Below are 22,606 nucleotides of genomic sequence, written 5' to 3' on the forward strand. Positions count from 1 at the left end.
GGCGCGCCATCCAGGAGGTCCCCATGACGTCGCGACACCCGCTCCGCTCGGCCCTCGCCGTGCTCGCCCTCGTGGTCGCGTCGGCGCCGGTCCCGGCCACCGCGGCCGAGCGCGAGACCCAGACGGTGGGCCGGGTCGAGCTGACTCAGATCGCGGTGAGGGACGACACCGTCCAGTTCCAGTTCCTCGCGAGGGACATCGGTGCGGAGCCGTCCCGGTTCGGATCGCAGAACGACGTGGTCGTCAACATCTCCGGCTGCGACTTCGAGGGCGACGGCGTCGCGAACACCGTCGGACTCGCCGAGGAGATCCGCTCGGGCACCTACCTCATCACGGTGGAGGCCCCTGCTTCGGACCTCGGCCCCGACTGGAGGATCGGCATCGCCGTGGTCCACGGCGGCTATGAGGGATGGGGAACCGAGATCCCCCGCACCGACGACCGCACGGCGTTCACGTGCGCCACCCCTCACGTCGGCTCGGTCACCCTCACCTATGCCGAGCCACCGGAGTACGTGTCCGTGAGCGACTGGAGCCGACCGCACGGGCGCTCGGAGGTCGGCGACCGCATCAGCGTCACCGCACCGTCGACCGAGCCAGGCGCGGCCGTCGCGTACGAGTGGTACTTCGGGAACTACAAACTCACCGACGGCCCGGTCCTGGACCTCACGAGCGCATTCCGTGGCCAGGTCCCGATCGCGCGCGTGACGGTCTCGCAGTCCGGCCGGCTCTCCCGCAGCCGCGACGTCGTCTTCCCCCGCGTGGGACTGCGTGCCGTCGTGGTGTTCTCGTGGAGTCGCCTGCTCGATGCCGCGCGGGCGGGTCGCACCGTGCGGCTCTCCCCCACGGAGGCAGAGGGCGGCGCGAGCGTCTCCTACCGCTGGCAGCTGGACGGGGCCACGGTGGGGACGGGCCGCTCACTCGCGCTGCGCCCCCGGTGGCGCGGCCACACGCTCTCCGCGCTCGTGACGGTCAGCAAACCCGACACACGGCCTGTGACGCGGACGGTGTTCGCCGCTCGGGTGCGCTGACCCGGCATCCGTCACTCGTCTCTCAGCCCACGACGGCGTAGCCGACCCTGAAGGCCACCGCCACCACCGCCAGGACCGCCGCGACGAGCACGCGGTCACCCCAGGTCGGGAGTCGGCGAGCCACGAGCACGGCGCCGACGACACCACAGGCCAGTACGAGGCTCCACGCCACCGGGCTCGTCGACGACGCCACCACGGTGAGGCCGTAGACGCCGTCCCCCACCAGCACCCCACCGAGCACGCCGGCGGCGACCGCCCGCGGGCGCGGGGGCTCCTGCCGCAGGGCGGCCGCGCAGAGCCCGATCACCGGACCGGTCAGGACGCCGACGACCAGCCAGAAGCCGGGGTCGTCGGCGAGGCCCCGGGCCTCGGCGGCTCATCCTCAGCCACCACAAGCACCTCAACCGCGGAGACTTCCTCGTCGACGACCGGCCCACGAAGAACGGTGCCGACCGGTTCGAGGGCGAGGTCGTGCCGTTCGGCCACGCCGGGTTCGAGGACTGGCCGACCGTCGTGGCCTACCTGCGCGAGCGGGCCTGAGGGACGTCGCCGGTCCTCGGGGCATCGGACCCTGTCGGTCTCACGCCACCTGCTGGACGAGCTGGAGCAGGTTGCCGCAGGTGTCGTCGAACACGGCGATCCGCACCGGCCCGGCATCGGTCGGCGCCACGGTGAAGACCACACCCCGGCCGACGAGTCGGGCGTGCTCGGCGTCGAGGTCGTCGACCCCGAGCTGGCAGAACGGGATGCCGTCGGCGCGCAGCGCCGAGGTGAACGGGGCGACCGCCGGGTGGCCCTTCGGCTCCAGCAGCACGTCGGGGCCGTCCTGCCCCGCGGGGCGCACGGTGAGCCACCGGTACTCCCCCAGCGGCACGTCGGCGACGACGTCGAAGCCGAGCACGTCGCGGTAGAACTCCAGCGCGTGCTGCTGGTCGTCCACGAAGATGCTCATCGTCTGCAGCCGCATCACATCGAGTCCCCCTCGTCCAGGTGCACGTGGGCCCGCTGGCCCTCGCGATCGAAGATCATGATGACCTCGGCCGGTCCGTCGAGCGCGCCGAAGGCGTGTGGGGTCATGGTGCTGAACTCGGCGGCCTCGCCGGTCGCGACGTCGATCTCCCGCTCGCCCAGCCACAACCGCACCCGGCCCTCGAGCACGCAGAACCAGTCGTGGCCCGGGTGCACCCGCTGGGTGGGGCGGGTCTCGCTCGGCAGCAGCCGCATCTTCATCGCCAGGGTGCGACCGTCGGGCCGGCTCAGCAGCCAGGTGGTGCGGGCACCCTGCTGGTGGGCCACCGGCCGGATGACGACGTCGTCGTCGCCGGGGGCCTCGAAGAGCACGTCGAGGCTCACCTGCAGCGCCTGGGCCAGCGGCACCAGCACGTCGAGGCTCAGGGTGCGCTTGCCGGTCTCGATGCGACTGATGGTGGAGGCGCTGAGGTGGGAGCGGGCCGCGAGGTCGTCGAGGCTGTAGCCGAGGGTGAGCCGCAGGCTGCGCAGCCGGGAACGGGCCAGCGTCTCGACATCCGTTGCTCCGCTCACCTGGCGATCCTCGCCCCTCCTTGCGGGGAGCGCAAGACGCCTGGCGGGAAACGGGTGAGCCGGCAACATCGCCGACATCGACGGCCCCTAGGCTTGTCCCGCTCGAGTTCAACAGGACAGCAAGGCCCTGCGGCCGGGAAAGCGGACACCTCCGAGCGCCGTCCCCGCACGCCCACCCGTCAGGAGCATCCCGTGACCTCCCAGCCCCTCTCCCCCCGTGCCGCCCGCCCGTTCCGCGTGCCGGTCGTCGACATCGCCCCCTACGTGCGCCCCGACGCCACCCCCGACGAGCGCGCCGCCGTCGCCACCGCGATCGACGCCGCCTGCCGCGACATCGGGTTCATCCAGATCCGCGGCCACGGCATCGCACCGCAGGCGGTCGAGGCGCTGCTGGACGCGATGGACGCCTTCTTCGGCCTTGCCTTGGCGCAGAAGCGGGCCTGGCAGCGCCCCACGGCCGAGAACCGCGGCTACACCCCGCCCAAGTCTGAGACCCTCGCCCTGAGCGCCGGGGTGCAGTCCGAGACCCGGATGAAGGACTTCTTCGAGGCCTTCAACGTCGGCTCAGCCGCCTCCGAGCTGCACCCCGACGGGATCCCCTCCGAGACCCTGGCCGAGACCCTGGCCGGGCACCACGCCGAGAACACCTGGCCCGACGTGCCCGGCTTCCGTGACGCCGTGCAGGCCTGGCGCCGCGAGGCCGGTCGGGTGGCCCGCACGATGATGACGATCTTCGAGGACGCCCTCGACCTCGCCCCCGGCACCCTCGGCGACCTCGCCCGCCACCCCATCGAGGTGCTGCGGATGAACAACTACGCCCTGCCCGACGGCACCCGCGTGGAGATCGACGAGGACCTGATGGGCATGGGCGAGCACACCGACTTCGGGTTCGTCACGATCCTGCTGGCCGACCGGATCCGCGGCCTGCAGGTGCTGCACGACGGCGCCTGGCACGACGTCAGCCCGGAGGAGGGCGCCCTGCTGATCAACCTCGGCGACCTCACCACCCGGCTCACCAACGAGCAGTGGCTCTCGACGCTGCACCGCGTGAAGCCGCCGGTGGTGGACGGCACGATCCAGCGCCGCCGCTCCGCGGCCTACTTCTTCGACGGCGACGCCGACGCGGTGGTCGGACCCCTGCCCGGCTTCGTCGACGCCGACCGCCCCGCGCTCTACACGCCCGTGACGGTGGCCGAGCACATCAGCGCGAAGCTGGCCGGCTCCCGGGCCGGCGTGGTGAACCGCGACGCGGCCCGGGAGGCCGAGCGGGTGCTCGCGGCCGACCTTCCCTAGGTTTGCGGATCCTGCAAGCCTCCTTGGGCAGATCGCCAGAGACCCCTATCGTCGGGACCATGAGCGAGCACGACCACGACCACGAGACCGGTTCCGGGCATGGGCATGGGCATGGGCACGGGCATGGGCACGGGCACCCGCGGACGATGAACCGCAGCTGCGACGTCGCCGTCGTCGGTGGCGGTCCCGCCGGGCTGGCCGCGACACTGCAGCTGGCCCGCCAGCGGCGCAGCGTGATCGTGATCGACGACGACACCCCGCGCAACGCCCCGGCCGCGCACATGCACGGCTACCTCGGCCACGAGAGCGCCTCGCCGCAGGAGCTGCGCGCCCGGGGGCGGGTGGAAGTGCGTTCCTACGGCGGGGAGGTGCTGAGCGGCCGTGTCACAGGCGCGACGCGCGACGACGCCGGTCGGATCGCCCTGAGCCTCACCGGCGGGCACACCCTTCGCGCCCGGCGGGTGCTCCTGGCCACCGGCCTGCGCGACGAGCTGCCCGACATCGAGGGCGTGGCCGCGGCCTGGGGCGGCGGGGTGCTGCACTGCCCCTTCTGCCACGGCTTCGAGGTGCGCGACACCCGGCTGGTCCAGATCGTCACCCACTCCTTCGGCCTTCACCCCACCGCGCTGCTGCGCCACCTGACCACCGACCTCACCGTCGTGCTGCACGGCGGGGTCGAGATCGACGCCGCCGCGCTGGCGCCCTACGAGTCGGCCGGGGTGCCGGTGCTGCGCGCCGACGTCCGCCGGGTGCTCACCCGCCCCGCCGACTCCGGGCCCGCCGACGTCGAGGGGGTCGAGCTAGCCGACGGGACCGTCGTCCCGGCCGACGCGGTGATGGTGGGTCCGCGGTTCGCGATGCGCGCCGAGGTCGCGGCGGGCCTGGGGCTGACCCCGGTGGCCCACGTGAGCGGGGCCGGCGACCTCGTCGAGGTCGACGAGCGCGGTGAGACCGCCGTGCGCGGCCTCTACGCCGCCGGCAACGTGACCGACCCGAGCCTGCAGGTCATGCCCGCGGCCGCCCACGGCAGCCGGGTGGCGGCGATGATCGCCTTCGACCTCGCCGGGGAGGACCTCGCCGCCGGCACCCGGGGCGGCGGCGCCCGCCAGGACTGGGAGGAGCGCTACGCGGGCGAGGAACCGATGTGGAGCGGCAACCCCAACGGCACGCTGGTCGCCGAGGTCGCCGACCTGCCGCCCGGACGTGCGCTCGACGTCGGCGCGGGCGAGGGCGGGGACGCCATCTGGCTGGCCGAGCGGGGCTGGCAGGTGACCGCCACCGACATCAGCGAGCACGCCCTGGCCCGGGTGGGTGCGGGCGCCGCCCAGCGCGGGGTGAGCGTGGAGCTGCTGCGCGCCGACGCCAACGACCCCGTGCCCTATCCCGAGGGCGCCTACGACCTCGTGTCGCTGCAGTACGGCTCCTTCCCCCGGACGCCGGACGACCGCGGTCTGCGGCACGTGCTGGCCGCCGTCGCCCCCGGGGGCACCCTGCTCGTGGTCGCCCACGACCTGGCGCCGATGCGGGAGCCGATCGACGTGGACACCCAGACCCGGATGTGGGACCCCGAGGCCTTCGTCGGCGTCGCGGAGTTCGCCGCGGCCCTGGCCGACGACCCCGCCTGGCGCATCGACGTCCACGGCACCCGCCCCCGCCCGCCCGGCGCCGCCAGCAGCCACCACGTCGACGACGTCGTGCTGCGCGCGGTCCGGCTCACCTGAGCGGTGCGGCCGGCCCCGGAAGCCGCTCGACGCGGTCGCTCGGGTGCGCGCGTCTCGTGACACTCGCTGGCGCACGTTCCTCGACGACCGTGCCACCCCACGTCCACAGAGGACGCGGTCGTTCGGGTGCGCGCGTCTCGTGACACTCGCTGGCGCTCGTTCCTCGACGACCGTGCCACCCCACGTCCACAGAGGACGCCGTCGTTCGGGTGCGCGCGTCTCGTGACACTCGCTGGCGCTCGCTCCTCGACGACCGTGCCACCCCACGTCCACAGAGGACGCCGTCGTTCGGGTGCGCGCGGCCCGCTCCCTGCCCGTGCCACCCCACGTTCGTCGAGGAGGCGCCCCAGCGCCGTCACGAGACGCGGCGAGGTGGAGGAGGGCCGGAGGGACGCAGCGCACTCCCCCACGGCCGTCGAGGAGGCGCCCGGCTAGGTCGCCGTGCTGGAACGGCCGGCGTCGGTGATGGGGGTGATCCAGGAGCGGTGGGTGGCCGGGTCCTTGGTGATCGCCAGGAGCTCGTCCATGTGGGGTTCGAGGCCGGTGACCTTGTCCAGCGGGACGCCGATGATCAGCTGGAACCCCAGGCCCTTCCAGGCCTGCACCGCGCGGCCGGCGAACTCGGAGTCGGCCTTGACGAACCCCTCGTCGAGGAAGACCGGGGCGAACCGGGGCCGGGAGCGCAGCTCGTCGCCGAGCCGGAACCGCAGGGCCGCACCGACGATGAACGCCACGAGCTCCTGGCTCTCCCCGCCGCTCTTCTCCCCCAGCGTGCGGTAGGTGGCCCGCAGCTCGCCGGTGAGGTGGGAGTAGCGCTCGGCGCTGATCTCGACGTGGCGACGCACGTCGAGCAACCGGTCGCGCTCGCTGAGGGTCGCGTCCGCCCCCGGTGCCGGACGCCGCAGCTGCTGCATGAAGCGACTCAGGTCGCTGAACCGCTTCTCCAACGCGGCCTCCCCCAGCCCGGTGGCGGACTCCGCCGCCAGGGTGCGCAGGTCGCGCAGGAAGACCTGCACGTGGGCGGGGGCGAGTCGGCGCAGGCGGATGCGGAGCCGCTCGCCGGTGGCGCCGAACTCCAGACGGCGCAGGATCGCGTTGATCGGCTCGAGCCGGTCCTCGATCTCCTCCACCGAGGCGTGCATCGCCCCGAGCAACGGCACGAGGTCCTGCCCGCTCCACTCGGTGAGCCGGCGCCGCCACTCCGCCCGCCGCTGCGCCAGGCCGGTCCCGCGGATGTCCTCCAGGATCCGGGCGTAGTCGGGATAGGAGTCGGCCGTCGAGCCCAGGTTCGGGGAGTCCCAGTGGAACTTGTAGGCCCGGAACACCGCGACGAGGTCGTCGTCCATCCGCCTGATCTCGGCCTCCGCGTCGGCCACGGCCGCGCGCAGCCGCAGGTGGAGGCGGTCGGCGTTCTCCTCGAACCGGGCGGGGTCCTCGGGGTCGGCGGGGGCGGCAGCCGCGGCGAAGTCGGCCGCCAGCGCGGCCTCCTGCGCCGGGGTGAGGACGACGGTGCCGGCGTCCTCGAGCGCGGCGAGCAGGTCGCTCACCTCGTCCTCGACCTCGACCAGCTCGGCGTGCACCACCCCGAGCTCGCGCTGACGGCCCTCGTGCCCGAACCGGGTGCGCCGCGCCTCCTCCAGGGCCCGACCCAGCTCGTCGATCTGGGTCTGCAGCACCTGCAGCTGGTCGTCGGCGGCCAGCAGGTCGGCCCGGCGCTGCTCGAGGTCGTCGATGCGGCGCTGGGAGCCAGCCACGTCGAGGTCGTCGAAGCGGGCCGCGGCGACGGCGTCGTAGGCGCTGCGCACCAGGTCGAGGACCCGCAGCCGCCGGTCGAGCTCGGCGACCTCGGCGTCGAGACCGCTCAGGGCGGTGTCGAGCGCGGCGAGCTCGACGTCGATCTCGGCGAGCGTGTCGGCGTTGGAGAACCCGATGATGGCGCGGGTATCGGCGCGCCCGTGGGTGCCACGGCGACCGTGGCGGGTCTGCCCCGCCCGCGTGACCCGCAGCCCCGGGCCGGCGAGCCCCGCCGCGTCGTCGACGCAGAGCGCGTTGCGAGCCGGATCGGCCACGTGGGCCTGCACCCAGCCCCGGAAAGGAGAGTCCTGGTGGAGCAGCTTGCCCGCCACCCGTGCCGGGTCCTGCGCCCCGGCGTCGGGGAGGTCGAGCTCGACGCCCTCGAAGGTGAGCCGGCCCCGCAGCTGCAGGCCGTCGATCGCGGCGGAGAAGTGCTCCAGCCGGTCCAGCGGCACGAGGAGGACCCGCGCCGAGGCCCCCAGCACGGTCTCGATGGCCGTGCGCCACGGGGCCTCGCCGGGCGCGAGGTCGAGCAGCTCGGCCACGAAGGGCAGCTCCTCCACGGCGAGCCCACTGGCCTCGGCCACCTCGGCCCGCAGCTCGTGCAACCGCGCCGGGATGCGGCTGGTGCGACCCGCCAGCGAGGCGCGCTCGGCGCGCAGCTCGGCCTGGCGCTGCTGCAGCGGGAAGCCCCGTTGGCGGACGGCGTCGCGCTCGGCCCGCAGCTGCTCCAACGAGCGCGGGGCACCGGCGAGCCAGTCGCGCGCCCGCTCCTGCAGCGCGCTGAACGCAGCGGCCTCACCCAGCGCCGCGTGGAGGTCGGGACCCTCCGGATCGGCGGAACCGGCGGAACCGTCAGGGTCGGCGGCGTCCAGCAGCGGCAGCAGCCGCTCCTGCAGGACCGCCCGGCGACCGAGGCGGTCCTCGCGCACCACGGCCTCCTGCTCGATGCTGAGCGCCAGCGACTGCAGGGTGGCGCCACCGGCGGCCCGGTGCGCCTCCTTGGCCGCCTCGAGGTCGGCGTGGAGGGCCGACTCGGTGGCAGCCGCGGCCGCCACCGCCTCGGCGCTGGCGCGTCGCTCGTCGCGGTTGGCGGCCACCGCCACCTGCACCAGCCGCTGGCGGGTGCGCAGCAGCCAGAGCCGCAGCGGGGTGTCCCCACCGCGGGTGACCCCGAAGGAGTCCAGCTCGGTGAGACGACGTCGCGCCACCACCTTGCGCTCGTGGAGCTCGGTGATCGGGCCGAGCAGCTCGAGCTTCTGCTCCTCGGTACGCATCGCGGCGTAGGCGGTGTCGAGGTCGTCGAAGTGCTCGATCGCGCGGTCGGCGGCGGCGTAGGTGCCGGGCCGCTCGAGCACCATCTCCTTGTACAGCTCATCGACGCTGCGCACCTGGTTGCCCGCCTGGATGCGGGCGAGCAGCCGCAGGGCCTTGGCGCCGTCGCTGTGGGCGCCGATGCCGAGACGGGCATGGAGCACGGCCGCGAACTCGGCGTAGGTGCGGTGCACCCGCACCCCGGGGAACAGCTTCTTGAGCACGTTGGCGTGGAACCGGTCGGGCACCGCGACCTCGAGCAGGTCCAGGGGCAGTGCGGCCTCGTGGGTGACCAGCTGCATCTGGACGTCGCCCGAGCGGGTCGCGCGCCGCGGCACGTAGTAGGTGCGCAACGCCGTGAACCGGCCGCCCTCGTCGTTGACGAAGGTCATCGCCACCGCGCCCCAGGTGTCGCTGCCCCGCCCGCGCAGCAGCTGCTCGACCGGCCGACCGGTGCGCGGGTCGTCCACGACGTCGACCGCGCCGCGCAGGTAGGACAGCAGGTTGCGCTGGCCCGCGCTGCGCGCACGGCCGGCCACGGCGTCGTTGGAGGCGCCGTTGAACTTGGTGTCCGAGGGCATCATCAGCGCCGTGTAGGCGTCGAGGATCGTGCTCTTGCCGACCCCGGAGGCGCCGCTGATCATCGTGGCGTCCCCGCGCAGCGGCACGGTGGTGAGGCCGCTGAAGCCGCCCCAGTTGACCAGCTGCAGCAGCGCGGCGCGCCACTGGACCGTGTCGTCGGCGGGGGCCGCGACCACGCTGCGGTCGAAGAGCCCCCCGGTGGACTCCGCGGCGATCTCCTCGATGCTCACGACGCACCCTCCCGGTCCTCGGGCTCGACCGCGTCGGCACCGTCGTCGAACAGGTCCGGAGCGACCCCCTCGTCGGCCTGCCCGGGGCTGCCGTTGGCGCGCCGCAGCGCCTCGAGCAGCTCGGTGAGCAGCTCCAGGGGCAGCAGCGGCTCGACGGCCTCGCTGATCTCGAACCGGTCGTCGGTGGCCGCGCCGATGAGCAGCCCGGCCTTGACCAGGCTCACCACGGCGTTGCGCGCCCGCTTCTCATCACCCGCCTCGTCGGTGGCGTGCGAGGGGCGGAAACTCGCGACGTGGTCGAGGATGTCGTCGCGGTCGACGAAGACCCGGGTGTCGCCCGTCGCCAGACCGGCGCGCAGCCGGTCGCGCAGGTGCACCAGCACCAGCGTCTCCTCCCGGGACCAGGCGGTGTCGTGGAGCAGCGTGGGGAACCGTGCCCCGGCCTCGCCGCTGGCCTGCCGCTTCCAGGCCACCTCGCGCTCCCGGTCGATCTGCAGATCGAGGAACAGGTCGTTGAGGCGGGAGCGCAGCACCCGCTCGTGCTCGACCAGGACCCGCCAGTCGCGGGGGTGGGTGCGGGCGCTGATGAAGCGCTGCTTGAGCAGCGTGACCAGCGCCAGCCGCTGCCGGAACTCCAGGCCGCCCTCGTCGCCCTCGAACAGCGACACCGACGTGGCGAACTCCAGGTCCTGCTCCTCGATCTCCTCGTTCCCCTGCTCCGGACGGTCGACGGCGTCCGCTGAGTCCGCGGCGTCGTCGGGGACGTCGATCACGTCGGTCGCGTCGGTGGGGGCGGGGTGCTGATCCAGGCTCATGCGGGGGGCTCGCTTCGCGGCGTGGGTCGATCGGGGTCGGACGGATCGGGGTCGGGCAGATCGGGGTCGGGCAGGCGGGTCCGCGGCACGGTGAAGGTGCGACGGGTGCCGTCGGGGCGCACCGCGGCGAACGCCTCGAGGACGTCCTCGGTGGCGAAGCCGCGGTCGGCGGCGAGGTGGAGCAGGCCGTAGATCTCCACCGGACGCCGCAGCGAGGGCTCCAGCGAGGCGAACAGCTCGCCCAGGCTCGCGGCCGGGGTGAGGGAGGTGAGGGCGTCCTCGAGGCGACGCCGCAGCGGGGCCAGCTGCGGCCCGCCCTGGGCCATCAGCTCGGCCAGCGACACCGCCGGGGCGTCGTCGGGGTCAGCCGCGCAGATCCGCTCGGGGAGCACGTCGTCGGCAGGGTCGTAGAAGCGCTCGCGCAGGTGCTCGACGCCGGCGCGGGCCGGCAGCAGGGCGACGTCGTGGGTGGCGCGCGGTCCGGTGGTGGCCATCCAGGTCATCAGCTCCGACTCCACCGCCCGCAGCGTCTGCTCCAGCTCGCGGTCGCGGGCACCGTCGTGGGAGACGATGTACTCCTTGAGCGTCGCGGTGACGCGCGAGCGCTGGGTGAGGACCCGGTCCAGGCCCTCGCGCACCAGCCGCACGGTGCCCCGCAGCTCGGCCCGGTCGGCGTCGCTGAGCAGCCCGTCGGAGAGTGGGTGCTCGAGCAGGGCGGTGAGGTCCTCCCGCAGCTGGGTGACCAGCGCGTCGTCGCGCAGCAGGGCGAACGCGCCCTCGAAGGCCCGGCCCTCGTGGGTGGCGGTCATCAGGGCGTCGGCGCGGGCCAGGTAGTCGTCGATGACCTCACCGGCCGGCCGGTCCTCGGCCCGGAACGCCGCGAGCACGGTGCCGCGGATGCTCGCGAACCGCTCCTCCACCCGGGCGAAGTCGCTGGGGAGGGCGGAGATGAGGGAGAGCAGCTCGGTGAAGCCCTCGAGCATGTAGTCCTCGGTGGCGCTCACCAGGGCCGCGCCCTCCACGAGCCGGTCGCGTTCAGCCTGCAGTCGGGCGATCTCGGCGTTGAGCAGCGTGACCCGGGCGCCGCGGTCGGGGTTGGCCTCGGCGTTGAAGCGCCGCACCGTGCCGAGGATCGTGGCGATGCGGTGCTCGCTCAGGGTGGCGCGGTCGCGGGCCAGGGTCTTGACCAGCTCGAGTGCGTGCTGGGCGTGGGAGGTGAGGGTGTACACCTCGTGGCCGGTCTCGTCGAGGGCGCGCACCAGCCACTGGCCGCGCATCCAGCGCTGACACAGGTCGCGGCCGCTGCCCGCCGGGATCTCACCGGGGTCGACGTCACCGGCGAGCCGGATCTCGGCGAGGTGCTCCTCGACCTGGGTGTGCAGGCGGGCCGTGGGGATCGGCTTGTTCTGGCGCCCGAACGCCGCGCGGAAGATCGTGATGACCACCGGCGCCTGCCGCTGGTGCAGCAGGGTGAGGGTGGGTTGGGCGAAGGCACCGCGCACCCGCGCGTACTCGCCGACGACGTCGCTCATCACCCTCCTCCCAGGCTCGACGGGGGACCGTGCGTGCCGGGCGCCCGGCGGTCCAGCGCGCCAGTGTTCCAGAGCCCGCCGACGGTCCCGGGCCGCGGCCCCCGGGATGTGGACCCCGGGATGTGGTGGACGACGCCCCGGCGCGCACAGGCTGGGTGGGTGACCTCCGGCGACGCACCAGCCCTCGGCTTCGGACTCCCGGTCTCCGGGTCGTGGGCGGAGCCCGGGACGATGCTCGCCCTCGCCCGACGCGCCGAGGACCTCGGCTACCGCTCCCTGTGGACCTTCCAGCGGCTCCTCCACCCGGCCCCCGACGACGCGCCGCCGGCGAGGAGCGACGGCGTGGCCGCCAGCAACCCGGGGGCCCGCCCCGCCGACGACGCCGCCTACCGGGCCGTCCACGACCCCCTGCTGCCCCTGGCCCTCGTGGCCGGTCACACGACCCGGATCCGGCTCGGCACCGCCACCGTGTGCGCGCCGTTCCTCGCCCCGCCCGTGCTCGCCAAGGCGGCGCTCACCCTCGACCGGCTCAGCCAGGGCCGGTTCACCCTCGGCGTGGGGATCGGGTGGATGCCCCACGAGTACGTCGCCACCGGGGTCCCGGAGACCGAGCGCGGCGCCCGGATGGAGGAGTATCTGCAGACCCTGCACGCCCTGTGGGCCGCGGACGCCGACCATCCGGCCGGGTTCGAGGGCCGCTTCTACCGGGTCCCGCCGTCCTCGCCGGGCCTGGCGCCGGTGCAGCGCCCCCACCCCCCGGTGCTGGTCGGAGGAACGGCGCCCGCCGCGCTGCGCCGCGCCGGCCGCCTGGCCGACGGCTGGATCGCCCACAGTCGCCACCGCCCCGACGACATCGCCGACGGCGCACGACTGGTGCGTGCCGCCGCCCGCGACGCCGGTCGCGATCCTGACGCCGTGACGGTCCTGGTCCGCGCGATCGTCGACCTCACCGCCCGCTCCCTCCCCGCCTCGCGCCCCTTCCTCCACGGCGACGCCGCACAGGTGCGCGGCGACCTCGCCCGTCTGTACGAGCGGGGCGCCACCGAGGTGTTCGTCGACCTGAACTTCCACCCCCGGGTCGGCTCACCCGACGTCCCGGCCACCGCGGCGACGTCCTACGCCGAGGAGGTGCTCGCCGCCCTCGCTCCTGCGGCCGGGTGATCGCGCGGGGTCAGCGCCTGAGCAGCAGACGCTCCAGGACCAGCCGGGCGCTGCCGGGGACGCGGCGTGCGGTGACCAGACTCAGCGCGGTACCCGCGCGGGAGGCCCCGACGACCAGCACCGTGCGGGGCGGGGCCACCCGGACCAGGCCCTGCGGCCCGAGGGCAGGCCACCGCGCACCCGAGGGACGTAGCCCGACGACGAGGTCGGTGGCCGCCACCCGGGGGAACAGGTCGAGGTTCGCGCGGGACCGGTCGACGGTCAGCACGACGTGGCGACCCACGAGGTCGAGGCGGGTGCGCACCAGCACCTCGGGGAGCTCGGTGCGGTCCAGGCCGGCGTCGCGGTCGGTGCCGAGGTCGGAGCACCGCACCGGGCGGGTGGTGCGGGCGAACCCGCGGTCGACCCGCCCCCTCGGAGGTGACCCGGACGACGTCGACGAAGGTGTCGGTGCACCGGCCGCCGTCGGGCAGGGTCGGCACCAGGAGCCGGCCCGCGGGGTCGATCAGCGCCGAGCCGACCTCGAACTCGCCCCGGTCGGGGATGCCGAGCCGGCCCTCCCGACCGTAGGCGGGGTCCGGACGACCGTCCGGCCCCAGCGCCCAGACCCGCATCAACCGGAACCGGGCCTGCACCACGAGGAGTCCGCCGCCGGGACGCGGCAGCACCCGCCGTGGTGCGGGCACGGTGTCGGCCAGCGCCGGCGGCAGGACGGCCACGCCCCGGTCGCCGAACGCCGGGTCGAGCGTTCCGTCGCGGCGCACCCGCATCGCCCGCTGGCCGATCAACGCACCGTCGGCGTCGGCGGCATCGGCCACCACGAGCAGACGACCGCGCGCGTCGAGTCCGAGGTCGACGTCGCCGAACACGTCGGGCCGCATCGGCAGGACGACCCGGACGCGACCGCTGCCACCGCCGATCACCGCACGGCCGCGGGCGTCGAACCGTGCGACGGACAGCACCACCCGGGGCCGATCGGCGAGGGTCGCGACCCGCCACAGCCCGCCGTCGGAGGCCGGCTGGTAGGTGGCCGCCGACCGCTCCCCACGCTCGCGCGGGCGCAGGACCCCACCGGCGAAACGGCGATCGAGCCGGCCCTCGGAGCTGATCCGCTGCACGCGGTCGCGCTCGCCGCCGCGACGCGAGACCACCACCAGCCCACCGCGCCCGTCGGGCAGGAACTCGGGGGCCGGCGCCCGCTCCGGCGCAGGGATCACGAGGCGACCCGCGTCGCCGTACCCCGGATCCGGAGCGGGCCGCGAGCCGGGATCGGCGGACGCCGTTACCGCGGTGGCCGCGAGCACCGACGCCAGCACCGCCAGGCAGACCGCCGCCGGCGGGCCGGACCGGCGTCGTCCTGCGGGGCACCGGAGGGATCGACGGCGGCTCATCGGCTCAGGCTACGCCGCAGGCGCGGGGGGTACTGGCAGCGACGACGCGACGTCGCGACGCAGCGTGAGGGTGGGGGCGGTGAAGACGCCTGCGGGGTACTCCGCGGTGATGACCGCGAGGTCGGAGGTGCCGTCGGCCCGGAACAGCGCGCCCACCACGGTCCGGGTCGCGGGCAGCACCGCGATGCCGTGCGGGCCCAGGCCCTCCCACCGGGCGCCGGTGTCGAGCAGTCCGACGAGGCGGTCCGCGGCCGGGCCCACGGCGGTGCCGTCGGCGCTGCGGCGCGTGGCGTCGAGGGTGAGGGTGACGTAGGGGCCGGCGGCTGCGAGGCGGGGCACGACCACGGTCCGGGAGCCGTCTCCCGGCCCGGCGCCGGGGTCGGCGCCGGGATCGGTACCGGTGGCGAGGCCGTCGTCGCACGTCACCGGTGCCGCCTCCTCGGTGAAGGCGACGTCGCGGGCGCCGTCGGAGCGCCACCGCACGATCCCGATCCGGCCGGGTCCGCAGGGACCGGCCCCGCGGGCGCTGGGCAGGAGCAGCCGGTCGGTGTCGTCGACCATGGCTCCGGCCAGCTGCAACCGGCCCTGGCCCGAGGTGACCCGGCGCCCGTCGCCGCCGTAGGTGCGATCGACCCGGCCGTCGGCGCGCAGGGCCCGCACGACGAGCCGGCGCTCGCGCAGGTCCTGCTCGAGCGCGAGGATCCCGCCGCCGGGGCGGAGCACGAGTCGCTGCTCGAGGCCCGGTCCGCGCCGCGCGGGCACGATCGAGATCCCGCGGGCACCGAAGCCCTCGTCGAGGGCGCCGTCGCCACCGATCCGGAGCAGCACCTGCGGCCGGAACCGCCCTCCGACGCGCCCGGCGACGGGAACGGCCACGACCACCCGCCCGAGCGCGTCGGCCACGGCGTCGATCGCCTCCCCGGGGAGGATCGGGAGGTCGAGGACGTAGACCGCCCGACCACCCGGACCCACCCGGGGGTCCGCGCGCCCGGCGTCGGTGATGCGCTCCAGGCGCAGCGTGGTGCGCTGTCCGCCACGGCCCCGCGGGCCGGCCGACACGCGCCAGAAGCCGCCGTCGGCGGTGGGCACGAGGTCGCGGGCTCCGCGCAGACCGTCGGGCAGGGACGGGAGGCGCAGCGCGCCGGCGTCGCCGTACGCGGCGACCACCTGCCCCGTCGGCGTGACGCGCTGCAGGGTGTCGGCCCCGCGCGGGCCCGGCTGCTGCACGAGCACCCCGCCCGCCGGATCGAGCACCGGCCGCAGCACCTGCCCGCTCCGACCGGTGACGACGACCGATCCGGCGTCGCCGTAGGTCGGGTCGGGCTCCGGCGCGGCCGAGGCCGGTGGCGCCAGCACCGCCGTCGTGACGGCGAGCACCGTCGCGGCGGCCAGCGCGCGACCTGACGGGATCCGGCGTGGGGCCGGGGTCGGGGAAGGGGCGAGGAGACGGTCCGAGTTCCGCATCCCGCCACGCTAACCCGCGACGCCGACAGCCCCAGATCGGCGCCGAGGTCGACACCGGTCGACGGGCGCGCCCACGGGCCGGCGCCGCCGCCGCGGCGATCTCGTCACACTCGTGCAACTCGGAGTTGCACACGCCGTACCATCGGCCCATGAGCAGCACCCCGGCCTCCCCCGCCGCGCCCGCCGCGCCCGCCGCGCCGGCCACGGACGGTCGCCGTCGCGCGGCGGCCGCTCGCCGACGCGCCCGGGAGGCGGAGATCATCGCCGCCACCCGCACCCTGTTCGACGCCAAGGGCACCGGCGACGCGCAGATCGAGGACATCGCCTCGGCCGTGGGCATCAACCGCGCGATCGTCTACCGCCACTTCACCGGCAAGGAGGAGCTCTTCGCGCTCACGCTGGTGAGCTACCTCGACGAGCTGCGCACCGAGATGGACGCCGCCGCCGCGCTCACCGACCGGCCCGCGGACCGGCTGGCCGCGATCGTGGCCGCCTTCGTCGACTACGGCGTGCGTTACCCCGCCTTCGTCGACTGCGCCCAGGCGCTCATGCGACGTCGCGGCGACGAGCTGCTCGCCGAGGTCTCCGAGGGCGCCCTGTTCCGCCTCGGCCGGGCCATCTCGGCCTGTCTCGCGCTGCTGAGCGCGACCCTGGAGGCCGGCGTCACGGCCGGCGTGTTCGCGACCTCCGACGACCCCGACCTGCTCGCCAACACCCTCTACGCCTCGGGCCTGGGCGCGCTGCAGCTGGCCCGGATCGGCATCCTCGTGCGCGAGGCCGCCCCGGGCATCCCGACCATCGGCACCATCTCGGCCGACCAGGTGCGCGCCAACCTCGTGGCCAGCGCCCTCGCCCTCGCCGGCTACCGCTGAGGCGCCGTCGTACCACCCCCCGGGGCAACCCCGGGAGACGCCGGTGCCCCGGCCCCCACGAGGGGGGCCGGGGCACCGGGACCAGCGGTGGATCAGGGGCGCTCGAGGATCGCGACGACGCCCTGGCCGCCGGCGGCGCACAGCGAGATCACGGCCTTGCCGGAGCCCTTCTCGGCCAGCAGCTTGGCGGCGTTGGCCACGATCCGACCGCCGGTGGCGGCGAAGGGGTGACCGGCGCCGAGGCTGGAGCCCTTGACGTTGAGCTTGCTGCGGTCGATCGAGCCCAGCGGGGCGTCCAGGCCCAGGCGCTCCTTGCAGAACACCGGGTCCTCCCACGCCTTGAGGGTGGAGAGCACCTGCGAGGCGAAGGCCTCGTGGATCTCGTAGAAGTCGAAGTCCTGCAGCGAGAGGCCCTCGCGCTCGAGCATCCGCGGCATGGCGTAGGCCGGGGCCATCAGCAGGCCCTCGTTGCCGTGCACGTAGTCGACCGCGGCGGTCTCGTAGGCGGTGAGGTAGGCCAGCACGGGCAGGCCCTTCTCCTTGGCCCACTCCTCGGAGGCGAGCAGCACGACCGAGGCGCCGTCGGTGAGGGGGGTGGAGTTGCCGGCGGTCATGGTGGCGGCCTCGCCCTTGCCGAAGACCGGCTTGAGCTTGGCGAGCTTCTCCGCGGTGGAGTCGCCGCGCATGTTGGTGTCGCGCTCGGTGCCGCGGAACGGCGTCACGAGGTCGTCCTGCCAGCCGGCCTCGTAGGAAGCGGCGAGGTTCTGGTGCGACAGCGCGGCCAGCTCGTCCTGGGCCTCGCGGGTGATCTGCCACTCCAGGGCGGTGAGCGCCTGGTGGTCACCCATCGACAGGCCGGTGCGGGGCTCGCCGTTCTGCGGGATGGCCAGCCCGATGTCGCCGGGACGGATCTTGGCCAGCGCCTGCAGGCGGGCCTTGGTGTCGCGGGCGGAGTTGACCTTGAGCAGCTTCTTGCGCAGCTTCTCGCTGATCGCGACCGGGGCGTCGGAGGTGGTGTCGGTGCCACCGGCGATGCCGGACTCGATCTGGCCCAGGGCGATCTTGTTCGCGACCTGGATGATCGCCTGCAGACCGGTGCCGCAGGCCTGCTGGAGGTCGGTGGCGGGGGTCTCGGGCGAGAGCTTGGACCCGAGGACCGACTCGCGGGCGAGGTTGAAGTCGCGGGAGTGCTTGAGCACCGCACCGGCGACGACCTCGCCGACCCGCTCGCCCTCGAGGCCGAAGCGGACCACGAGGCCGTCGATGGCCGCGGTGAGCATGTCCTGGTTGGACGCGGTGGCGTAGGCCCCGTTCGAGCGCGCGAAGGGGATGCGGTTGCCGCCGATGATGGCGACGCGGCGGGTACGTTCGATCATGAGAACATACTGACCGGTAACACGCCCCGGGGCCACCCGATGAGGGGCAGGTCACGAAATGTGGACACTGAGTTACACCCGTTGTTACATATTCTCGGCCCCGCCCGCCCACCCTGGCGGCCCCACGCGTCAGGGCGGTGCGGGCGGGACCGTCCGCCCGGCCCCGCCGGGCGCCATCCCGCGTGACGTCCTCGCGTCGCACCCCGTCGTCATCACACAGGAGCAGCCCGCCATGAGCGACCGCTACCAGGAGTTCACCGCCAGCCCGATCGGCAAGGTGCTGGTCAAGAACCTCGGCCTGCCGAGCCCGACCCGCCTGGAGCGCTACACCGCGGGCGACCCGCTGGTGACCGGCACCGTGCTGGTGGGCGGCCGCGGCCGGCTCGCCGAGTCCCTCCCGGGTCTGCTCGACACCCTCGGCGTGGCCTCCACGGTGCAGCTCGAGGACGGCGCCAAGGCCAAGGGCCTGGTCTTCGACGCCACCGGGCTGTCCACGCCGGCCGAGCTCAACGCCCTGCGCGACTTCTTCACCCCCGTGCTGCGCCGTCTCGAGGGCTGCGCCCGCGTCGTGGTCATCGGCACCCCGCCGGAGAAGACCAAGGGCAGCGAGCGCATCGCCCAGCGCGCCCTGGAGGGCTTCACCCGCAGCCTCGGCAAGGAGATCGGCAAGGGCTCCACCGTGCAGCTGGTCTACGTCGCCGACGGCGCCGAGGGCGGCCTGGCCAGCACCCTGGGCTTCCTGCTCTCCCCCAAGTCCGCCTACGTCTCCGGCCAGGTCGTGCGCATCGGCTGCCACACCGGTCGCAGCAAGAAGGTCGGTGCCGTCGCCGACCTCACCCGGCCCCTGGCCGGCAAGGTCGCGCTGGTCACCGGCGCCTCCCGCGGCATCGGCGAGCAGATCGCCCGTGTGCTGCACCGCGACGGCGCCACCGTCGTCGGCGTCGACGTGCCCCAGCTCGCCAGCGACCTGCAGTCGCTGATGAAGGAGCTGGACGGCGACTGGCTCACCCTCGACATCACCGCCAAGGACGCCCCGCAGCGCATCGCCCACCACCTCAAGGAGAAGCACGGCGGGGTCGACGTCGTCGTGCACAACGCCGGCATCACCCGCGACAAGAAGCTCGCCAACATGGACGAGGGCCGCTGGGACTCGGTGATCGCGGTCAACCTCACCGCCCCCGAGGCGATCACCCGCGAGCTGCTCGACCAGGGCGTCGTCAACGAGTTCGGCTCCATCATCGGGGTGGCCTCCATCGCGGGCATCGCCGGCAACGTCGGCCAGACCAACTACGCCGCCTCCAAGGCCGGCGTCATCGGCTTCGTCGACGCCTTCGCCGACGACCTCAAGGACGGCATCACCATCAACGCCGTCGCCCCCGGCTTCATCGTCACCGCGATGACCGCCGCGGTCCCCTTCGCCACCCGCGAGGTCGGCCAGCGCCTCAACGCGATGTCGCAGGGCGGCCTGCCCGTCGACGTCGCCGAGACGGTGGCCTGGTACGCCGACCCGGCCTCGAGCCTGGTCAACGGCAACGTCGTGCGCGTGTGCGGCCAGATGATGCTGGGCGCCTGAGATGGCGCCTGAGATGACGGGGGCGACCACCACGATCGAGCCCGGCTCGGGCCTGTCGGTCCTGCTCAAGGCGGCCCTGCCCTCGATCCCCGTGGTCGGCGGTCTCCCGGGGGTCCGGAAGGCCCCGCTGAGCGGCTTCGGCGGCCTGGGCTTCGATCGGCGGCCGGTCACCATCGAGCGCGCGCACGTGGAGGCCTACGCGGCGGTGTGCGGGTTCCCCACCAAGGACACCGTGCCGCTGCCCTATCCCCACATGCTGGCCTTCGGGCTGCACATGGCGCTGATGAGCGACCCCGCCTTCCCGGCGCCCGCCATCGGCACCGTGCACCTGGAGAACTCCATCACCCAGCACCGCCCGATCGGCGTCGGTGAGACCGTCGCGGTCTCCGCCCACGTCGGCGCGCCCGTGGCGCACCCCAAAGGCACGGTGTTCGAGTTCGTCACGACCGTGCGCGAGAACGACGCCGACGGCGCGGTGATCTGGGAGGAGACCTCGGCGTACCTGCGTCGCGGTCGCGGCGAGGAGGGCTCCTCCTACGGCATGGTCTTCCCCGACGCGCCCGCTTCGGGCACGGTGTGGAAGCTGCCGGCCGACCTGGGCCGGACCTACGCCGGGGTGTCGGGCGACCACAACCCGATCCACCTCTACCCCCTCACCGCCAAGGCGCTGGGCTTCCCCCGCCAGATCGCCCACGGCATGTGGACGATGGCGCGGTGCGTGGCGGCGCTGGAGAACCGGCTCGCCGACGCCGTGCGCGTCGACGTCGCGTTCAAGAAGCCGGTGCTGCTGCCGGGCGCGGTGGCCTTCGGTTCCACCCCGGTGGACCAGGGGTTCGCGTTCTCGCTGTCGAACCCGCGCAGCGGCGCTCCGCACCTCGCGGGTCGCACCACCGACCTCTGAGTCGGCTCCGGCGCACCCCGCACCACCCGACGACGACGGCCCGGCACCCCTTTCCGGGGGTGCCGGGCCGTCGTGCGTGCAGGTCGGTCTCAGCGGCGCACGGGTCGGATGAGCCCCTCCTGGGCCGCGGTGGCGGCGAGGGTGCCGTCGGCGGTGAAGATGTGCCCGAAGGACAGGCCGCGCGCGCCGGAGGCCGAGGGCGACCACTGGTCGTAGAGCCACCACTCGTCGGCGCGGAAGGGGCGGTGGAACCACAGCGCGTGGTCGAGGGAGGCCATCTGGGTGTCCATCGGCGTCGCGGGGTGCGCGGCCAGTGAGGCACCCAGCAGCGAGACGTCGCTGGCGTAGGTGAACAGCGCGAGGTGGCTCAGCGGGTCGTCACCGACCTCGCCCTTGACCCGGATCCACATCCGGGCCCGCGCGGGGTGCACCGGGTCCTCGGGCAGCCCGCGTCGGGAGTTCCCGAGCCAGCGCACGTCGAGCGCGGACCACTCCTTGCCCAGTGCCTCGGCGTCGGTGTTGCCCCGCGCGGTCATGACCTCGACCAGGTCGATGCCCTCCTCGGGGCCGGGCACCTCGGGCATCGCGTCCTGGTGCTCCCAGCCCTCCTCGGCCTTCTGGAAGTTCAGGGTCTGGTAGTAGATCGGCCGGCCGTGCTGGCGCGCCATCACCCGGCGGGTCGCGAAGGAGCGGCCGTCGCGGATGCGCTCGACGTCGTAGATGATCGGCACCTTGTAGTCGCCGGGCAGCAGGAAGTAGGAGTGCAGCGAGTGCACGTGGAAGTCGGCCTCCACCGTGCGGGCACCCGCGATGAGCGCCTGCGCCGCCACCTGACCGCCGTACACCCGCTCGCGCACGGAGTCGGGCTGGCCGCCGCGGAAGAGGTCGACGTCGAGGTTCTCCAGGTCCAGCAGCTGCAGCAGGTCGTGCACCGGCGGGGTCGCGCTCACGGGGTGTCCTCCTCGGGATCGGTGCGGCCAGTCGGATCGGTGGGCCCAGTGGGATCGGTGGTGCCGGGAGGCTCCGGGGGCCCGGGCTCGTCGGCCAGCCCGGCGAGGAACTGCTCGAACTGCTGACCGATCTCCTCGCCCGTGGGCAGCGGCTGGTCCTCGGCCAGGAGGTTGGCCCCGCTGCTCTCGGCGCGGGCGAAGGTGTCGTACTGACGCTCCAGGGACGCCACGACCTCCTCCACGTCGGGGGTGTTGGCGAGGTAGGTGGTGATCTCCAGCTCGCGGGCGCCGGCGGCGGTCCGCAGCTCCTCCAGGTCCAGGGTGAGTCGACCGCCCCTCTCGACCCGCTCGAGCAGCACCGCGCTGGCGCGCGGGAAGTCGAGCTGGGCCAGGTAGTGGGGGATGTGGGCGACGTAGCCCAGCGCGTCGTGGCCCCACTCCCCCAGCCGCACCTCGAGCAACGCCTGGGCGCTGCCCGGGACCCGCAGCTCACTGCTCCACAGGCTCTCCTCGGTGATGAGGTCGGGGTTGTTGGCGTGGTGGGTCACCGCGATGGGGCGGGTGTGCGGCACCGCCATCGGCACCGAGCCCAGGCTCACGGTCCGGGTGACGCCGAAGCGCTCCACGACCTCCCGCACCGCCCGGGCGAAGGCCTCCCAGCGGTTGTCGGGCTCGGGGCCGTGCAGCAGCAGGTAGGGGTCGCCGCCGGCGTCGCGCAGCAGCCGCACCACCAGCCGGGGCGCCTCCCACGACTCGTAGTGGTCGCGGGCGAAGGTCACCGGGGGCCGCCGCGCGCGGTAGTCGTGGAACTCGTCGACCTCGAAGGTCGCCACCACGGCGCCGCCGCGGTCGGGGTGCTGCTGGCCGAGCAGGTGGGCGGCGGCGAGTCCGGCGGCGTTGCCGGCGTCGAGGAACCCCTCGAGCACGACCAGCATCGTCAGGTGATCCCCGGGTCGACGCTGTGCCAGGGCCGGCACGTCGTCGACGATGTGCACCAGTCGCTCAGCTACCACGCCGGTCAGCGTAGTGGCGCCGACCGCCCGCCGCCGGTGGAGGTGGCGTCGGAT

Annotated in this window: 17 protein-coding genes and 1 pseudogene; 7 read left to right on the forward strand and 11 right to left on the reverse strand. The window is 74.3% G+C overall.

What is annotated here, in order from left to right; all coding sequences use genetic code 11:
* Nucleotides 1-23: 23 nt before the first annotated feature.
* Nucleotides 24-1,028, forward strand: a complete 1,005-nt coding sequence (locus ACERUJ_RS05985; protein WP_370247555.1) for a hypothetical protein — start codon at nucleotides 24-26, stop codon at nucleotides 1,026-1,028.
* A gap of 22 nt (nucleotides 1,029-1,050) precedes the next feature.
* Here ACERUJ_RS05985 and ACERUJ_RS05990 read toward each other — a convergent pair.
* The 3 genes and pseudogenes from ACERUJ_RS05990 to ACERUJ_RS06000 all read right to left on the reverse strand — a co-directional run.
* Nucleotides 1,051-1,389 (reverse strand): annotated as a pseudogene (locus ACERUJ_RS05990) (DUF6518 family protein); the annotation flags it as partial.
* A 219-nt stretch (nucleotides 1,390-1,608) separates the two neighbouring features.
* The gene (locus ACERUJ_RS05995; RefSeq protein WP_370247556.1) at nucleotides 1,609-1,980 is read right to left on the reverse strand and encodes a VOC family protein; all 372 of its coding nucleotides are present in this window, start codon (nucleotides 1,978-1,980) and stop codon (nucleotides 1,609-1,611) included.
* A 14-nt stretch (nucleotides 1,981-1,994) separates the two neighbouring features.
* Nucleotides 1,995-2,570 carry a helix-turn-helix domain-containing protein gene (locus ACERUJ_RS06000; RefSeq protein WP_370247557.1) on the reverse strand — a complete coding sequence of 192 codons (576 nt, stop codon included), beginning with the start codon at nucleotides 2,568-2,570 and terminating at the stop codon, nucleotides 1,995-1,997.
* A 192-nt stretch (nucleotides 2,571-2,762) separates the two neighbouring features.
* Here ACERUJ_RS06000 and ACERUJ_RS06005 point away from each other — a divergent pair, with 192 nt between their 5' ends.
* Both ACERUJ_RS06005 and ACERUJ_RS06010 read left to right on the forward strand, forming a co-directional pair.
* Complete coding sequence (locus ACERUJ_RS06005) at nucleotides 2,763-3,863, forward strand: isopenicillin N synthase family dioxygenase (RefSeq protein ID WP_370247558.1); 1,101 nt, start codon at nucleotides 2,763-2,765, stop codon at nucleotides 3,861-3,863.
* A 146-nt stretch (nucleotides 3,864-4,009) separates the two neighbouring features.
* Complete coding sequence (locus tag ACERUJ_RS06010) at nucleotides 4,010-5,584, forward strand: FAD-dependent oxidoreductase (protein ID WP_370247559.1); 1,575 nt, start codon at nucleotides 4,010-4,012, stop codon at nucleotides 5,582-5,584.
* Nucleotides 5,585-6,015: 431 nt separating this feature from the next.
* On the opposite strand, the gene ACERUJ_RS06015 is transcribed toward ACERUJ_RS06010, so the two are convergent.
* The 3 genes from ACERUJ_RS06015 to ACERUJ_RS06025 are packed head-to-tail and all read right to left on the reverse strand — an operon-like array spanning nucleotide 6,016 to nucleotide 11,851.
* Nucleotides 6,016-9,504 carry an ATP-binding protein gene (locus tag ACERUJ_RS06015; RefSeq protein WP_370247560.1) on the reverse strand — a complete coding sequence of 1,163 codons (3,489 nt, stop codon included), beginning with the start codon at nucleotides 9,502-9,504 and terminating at the stop codon, nucleotides 6,016-6,018.
* Entirely contained in the window at nucleotides 9,501-10,319 is an 819-nt protein-coding gene (locus ACERUJ_RS06020; RefSeq protein ID WP_370247562.1) for a DUF4194 domain-containing protein, read from the reverse strand. The genes ACERUJ_RS06015 and ACERUJ_RS06020 overlap by 4 nt, the downstream gene beginning before the upstream one ends.
* A complete protein-coding gene (locus tag ACERUJ_RS06025) occupies nucleotides 10,316-11,851 on the reverse strand; it encodes a DUF3375 domain-containing protein (protein WP_370247564.1) in 1,536 nt (511 codons plus the stop codon). Before ACERUJ_RS06025 ends, ACERUJ_RS06020 begins: the two co-directional genes overlap by 4 nt.
* A gap of 159 nt (nucleotides 11,852-12,010) precedes the next feature.
* Here ACERUJ_RS06025 and ACERUJ_RS06030 point away from each other — a divergent pair, with 159 nt between their 5' ends.
* Nucleotides 12,011-13,012 carry a TIGR03619 family F420-dependent LLM class oxidoreductase gene (locus ACERUJ_RS06030; protein ID WP_370247565.1) on the forward strand — a complete coding sequence of 334 codons (1,002 nt, stop codon included), beginning with the start codon at nucleotides 12,011-12,013 and terminating at the stop codon, nucleotides 13,010-13,012.
* Between the two features lie 10 nt (nucleotides 13,013-13,022).
* Here ACERUJ_RS06030 and ACERUJ_RS06035 read toward each other — a convergent pair whose 3' ends face one another.
* Together ACERUJ_RS06035 and ACERUJ_RS06040 are read right to left on the reverse strand one after the other, a co-directional pair.
* A complete protein-coding gene (locus ACERUJ_RS06035) occupies nucleotides 13,023-13,385 on the reverse strand; it encodes a hypothetical protein (protein ID WP_370247566.1) in 363 nt (120 codons plus the stop codon).
* Nucleotides 13,386-14,412: 1,027 nt separating this feature from the next.
* Entirely contained in the window at nucleotides 14,413-15,867 is a 1,455-nt protein-coding gene (locus tag ACERUJ_RS06040) for a hypothetical protein (RefSeq protein ID WP_370247567.1), read from the reverse strand.
* A 149-nt stretch (nucleotides 15,868-16,016) separates the two neighbouring features.
* Here ACERUJ_RS06040 and ACERUJ_RS06045 point away from each other — a divergent pair, with 149 nt between their 5' ends.
* A complete protein-coding gene (locus ACERUJ_RS06045) occupies nucleotides 16,017-16,739 on the forward strand; it encodes a TetR/AcrR family transcriptional regulator (RefSeq protein ID WP_370247568.1) in 723 nt (240 codons plus the stop codon).
* Nucleotides 16,740-16,831: 92 nt separating this feature from the next.
* Here ACERUJ_RS06045 and ACERUJ_RS06050 read toward each other — a convergent pair whose 3' ends face one another.
* On the reverse strand, nucleotides 16,832-18,115 hold the full coding sequence (locus ACERUJ_RS06050) for an acetyl-CoA C-acetyltransferase (RefSeq protein ID WP_370247569.1): 1,284 nt from the start codon (nucleotides 18,113-18,115) through the stop codon (nucleotides 16,832-16,834).
* A 232-nt stretch (nucleotides 18,116-18,347) separates the two neighbouring features.
* Between ACERUJ_RS06050 and ACERUJ_RS06055 the strand changes: the two genes are divergently transcribed.
* Together ACERUJ_RS06055 and ACERUJ_RS06060 are read left to right on the forward strand one after the other, a co-directional pair.
* A complete protein-coding gene (locus ACERUJ_RS06055) occupies nucleotides 18,348-19,688 on the forward strand; it encodes a 3-oxoacyl-ACP reductase (RefSeq protein WP_370247570.1) in 1,341 nt (446 codons plus the stop codon).
* Between the two features lies 1 nt (nucleotide 19,689).
* Nucleotides 19,690-20,589 carry a MaoC/PaaZ C-terminal domain-containing protein gene (locus tag ACERUJ_RS06060; protein WP_370247571.1) on the forward strand — a complete coding sequence of 300 codons (900 nt, stop codon included), beginning with the start codon at nucleotides 19,690-19,692 and terminating at the stop codon, nucleotides 20,587-20,589.
* Between the two features lie 89 nt (nucleotides 20,590-20,678).
* Here ACERUJ_RS06060 and ACERUJ_RS06065 read toward each other — a convergent pair whose 3' ends face one another.
* A complete protein-coding gene (locus tag ACERUJ_RS06065; RefSeq protein WP_370247572.1) occupies nucleotides 20,679-21,539 on the reverse strand; it encodes an acyl-CoA thioesterase in 861 nt (286 codons plus the stop codon).
* The gene (locus ACERUJ_RS06070; RefSeq protein ID WP_370247573.1) at nucleotides 21,536-22,552 is read right to left on the reverse strand and encodes a PAC2 family protein; all 1,017 of its coding nucleotides are present in this window, start codon (nucleotides 22,550-22,552) and stop codon (nucleotides 21,536-21,538) included. The genes ACERUJ_RS06065 and ACERUJ_RS06070 overlap by 4 nt, the downstream gene beginning before the upstream one ends.
* Nucleotides 22,553-22,606 lie beyond the last annotated feature (54 nt).

Origin of the sequence: Nocardioides sp. (assembly GCF_964228225.1) — a bacterium.
Lineage (GTDB): Bacteria > Actinomycetota > Actinomycetes > Propionibacteriales > Nocardioidaceae > Nocardioides.

Excerpts from the sequence above, each read along its gene's own strand:
- ACERUJ_RS06060 (WP_370247571.1), top strand. The coding sequence starts at position 19,690 with ATGGCGCCTGAGATGACGGGGGCGACCACCACGATCGAGCCCGGCTCG.
- ACERUJ_RS06040 (WP_370247567.1), bottom strand. The coding sequence starts at position 15,867 with ATGCGGAACTCGGACCGTCTCCTCGCCCCTTCCCCGACCCCGGCCCCA.
- ACERUJ_RS05995 (WP_370247556.1), bottom strand. The coding sequence starts at position 1,980 with ATGAGCATCTTCGTGGACGACCAGCAGCACGCGCTGGAGTTCTACCGC.
- ACERUJ_RS06020 (WP_370247562.1), bottom strand. The coding sequence starts at position 10,319 with ATGAGCCTGGATCAGCACCCCGCCCCCACCGACGCGACCGACGTGATC.
- ACERUJ_RS06025 (WP_370247564.1), bottom strand. The coding sequence starts at position 11,851 with ATGAGCGACGTCGTCGGCGAGTACGCGCGGGTGCGCGGTGCCTTCGCC.
- ACERUJ_RS06010 (WP_370247559.1), top strand. The coding sequence starts at position 4,010 with ATGAACCGCAGCTGCGACGTCGCCGTCGTCGGTGGCGGTCCCGCCGGG.
- ACERUJ_RS06045 (WP_370247568.1), top strand. The coding sequence starts at position 16,017 with ATGAGCAGCACCCCGGCCTCCCCCGCCGCGCCCGCCGCGCCCGCCGCG.
- ACERUJ_RS05985 (WP_370247555.1), top strand. The coding sequence starts at position 24 with ATGACGTCGCGACACCCGCTCCGCTCGGCCCTCGCCGTGCTCGCCCTC.
- ACERUJ_RS06050 (WP_370247569.1), bottom strand. The coding sequence starts at position 18,115 with ATGATCGAACGTACCCGCCGCGTCGCCATCATCGGCGGCAACCGCATC.
- ACERUJ_RS06055 (WP_370247570.1), top strand. The coding sequence starts at position 18,348 with ATGAGCGACCGCTACCAGGAGTTCACCGCCAGCCCGATCGGCAAGGTG.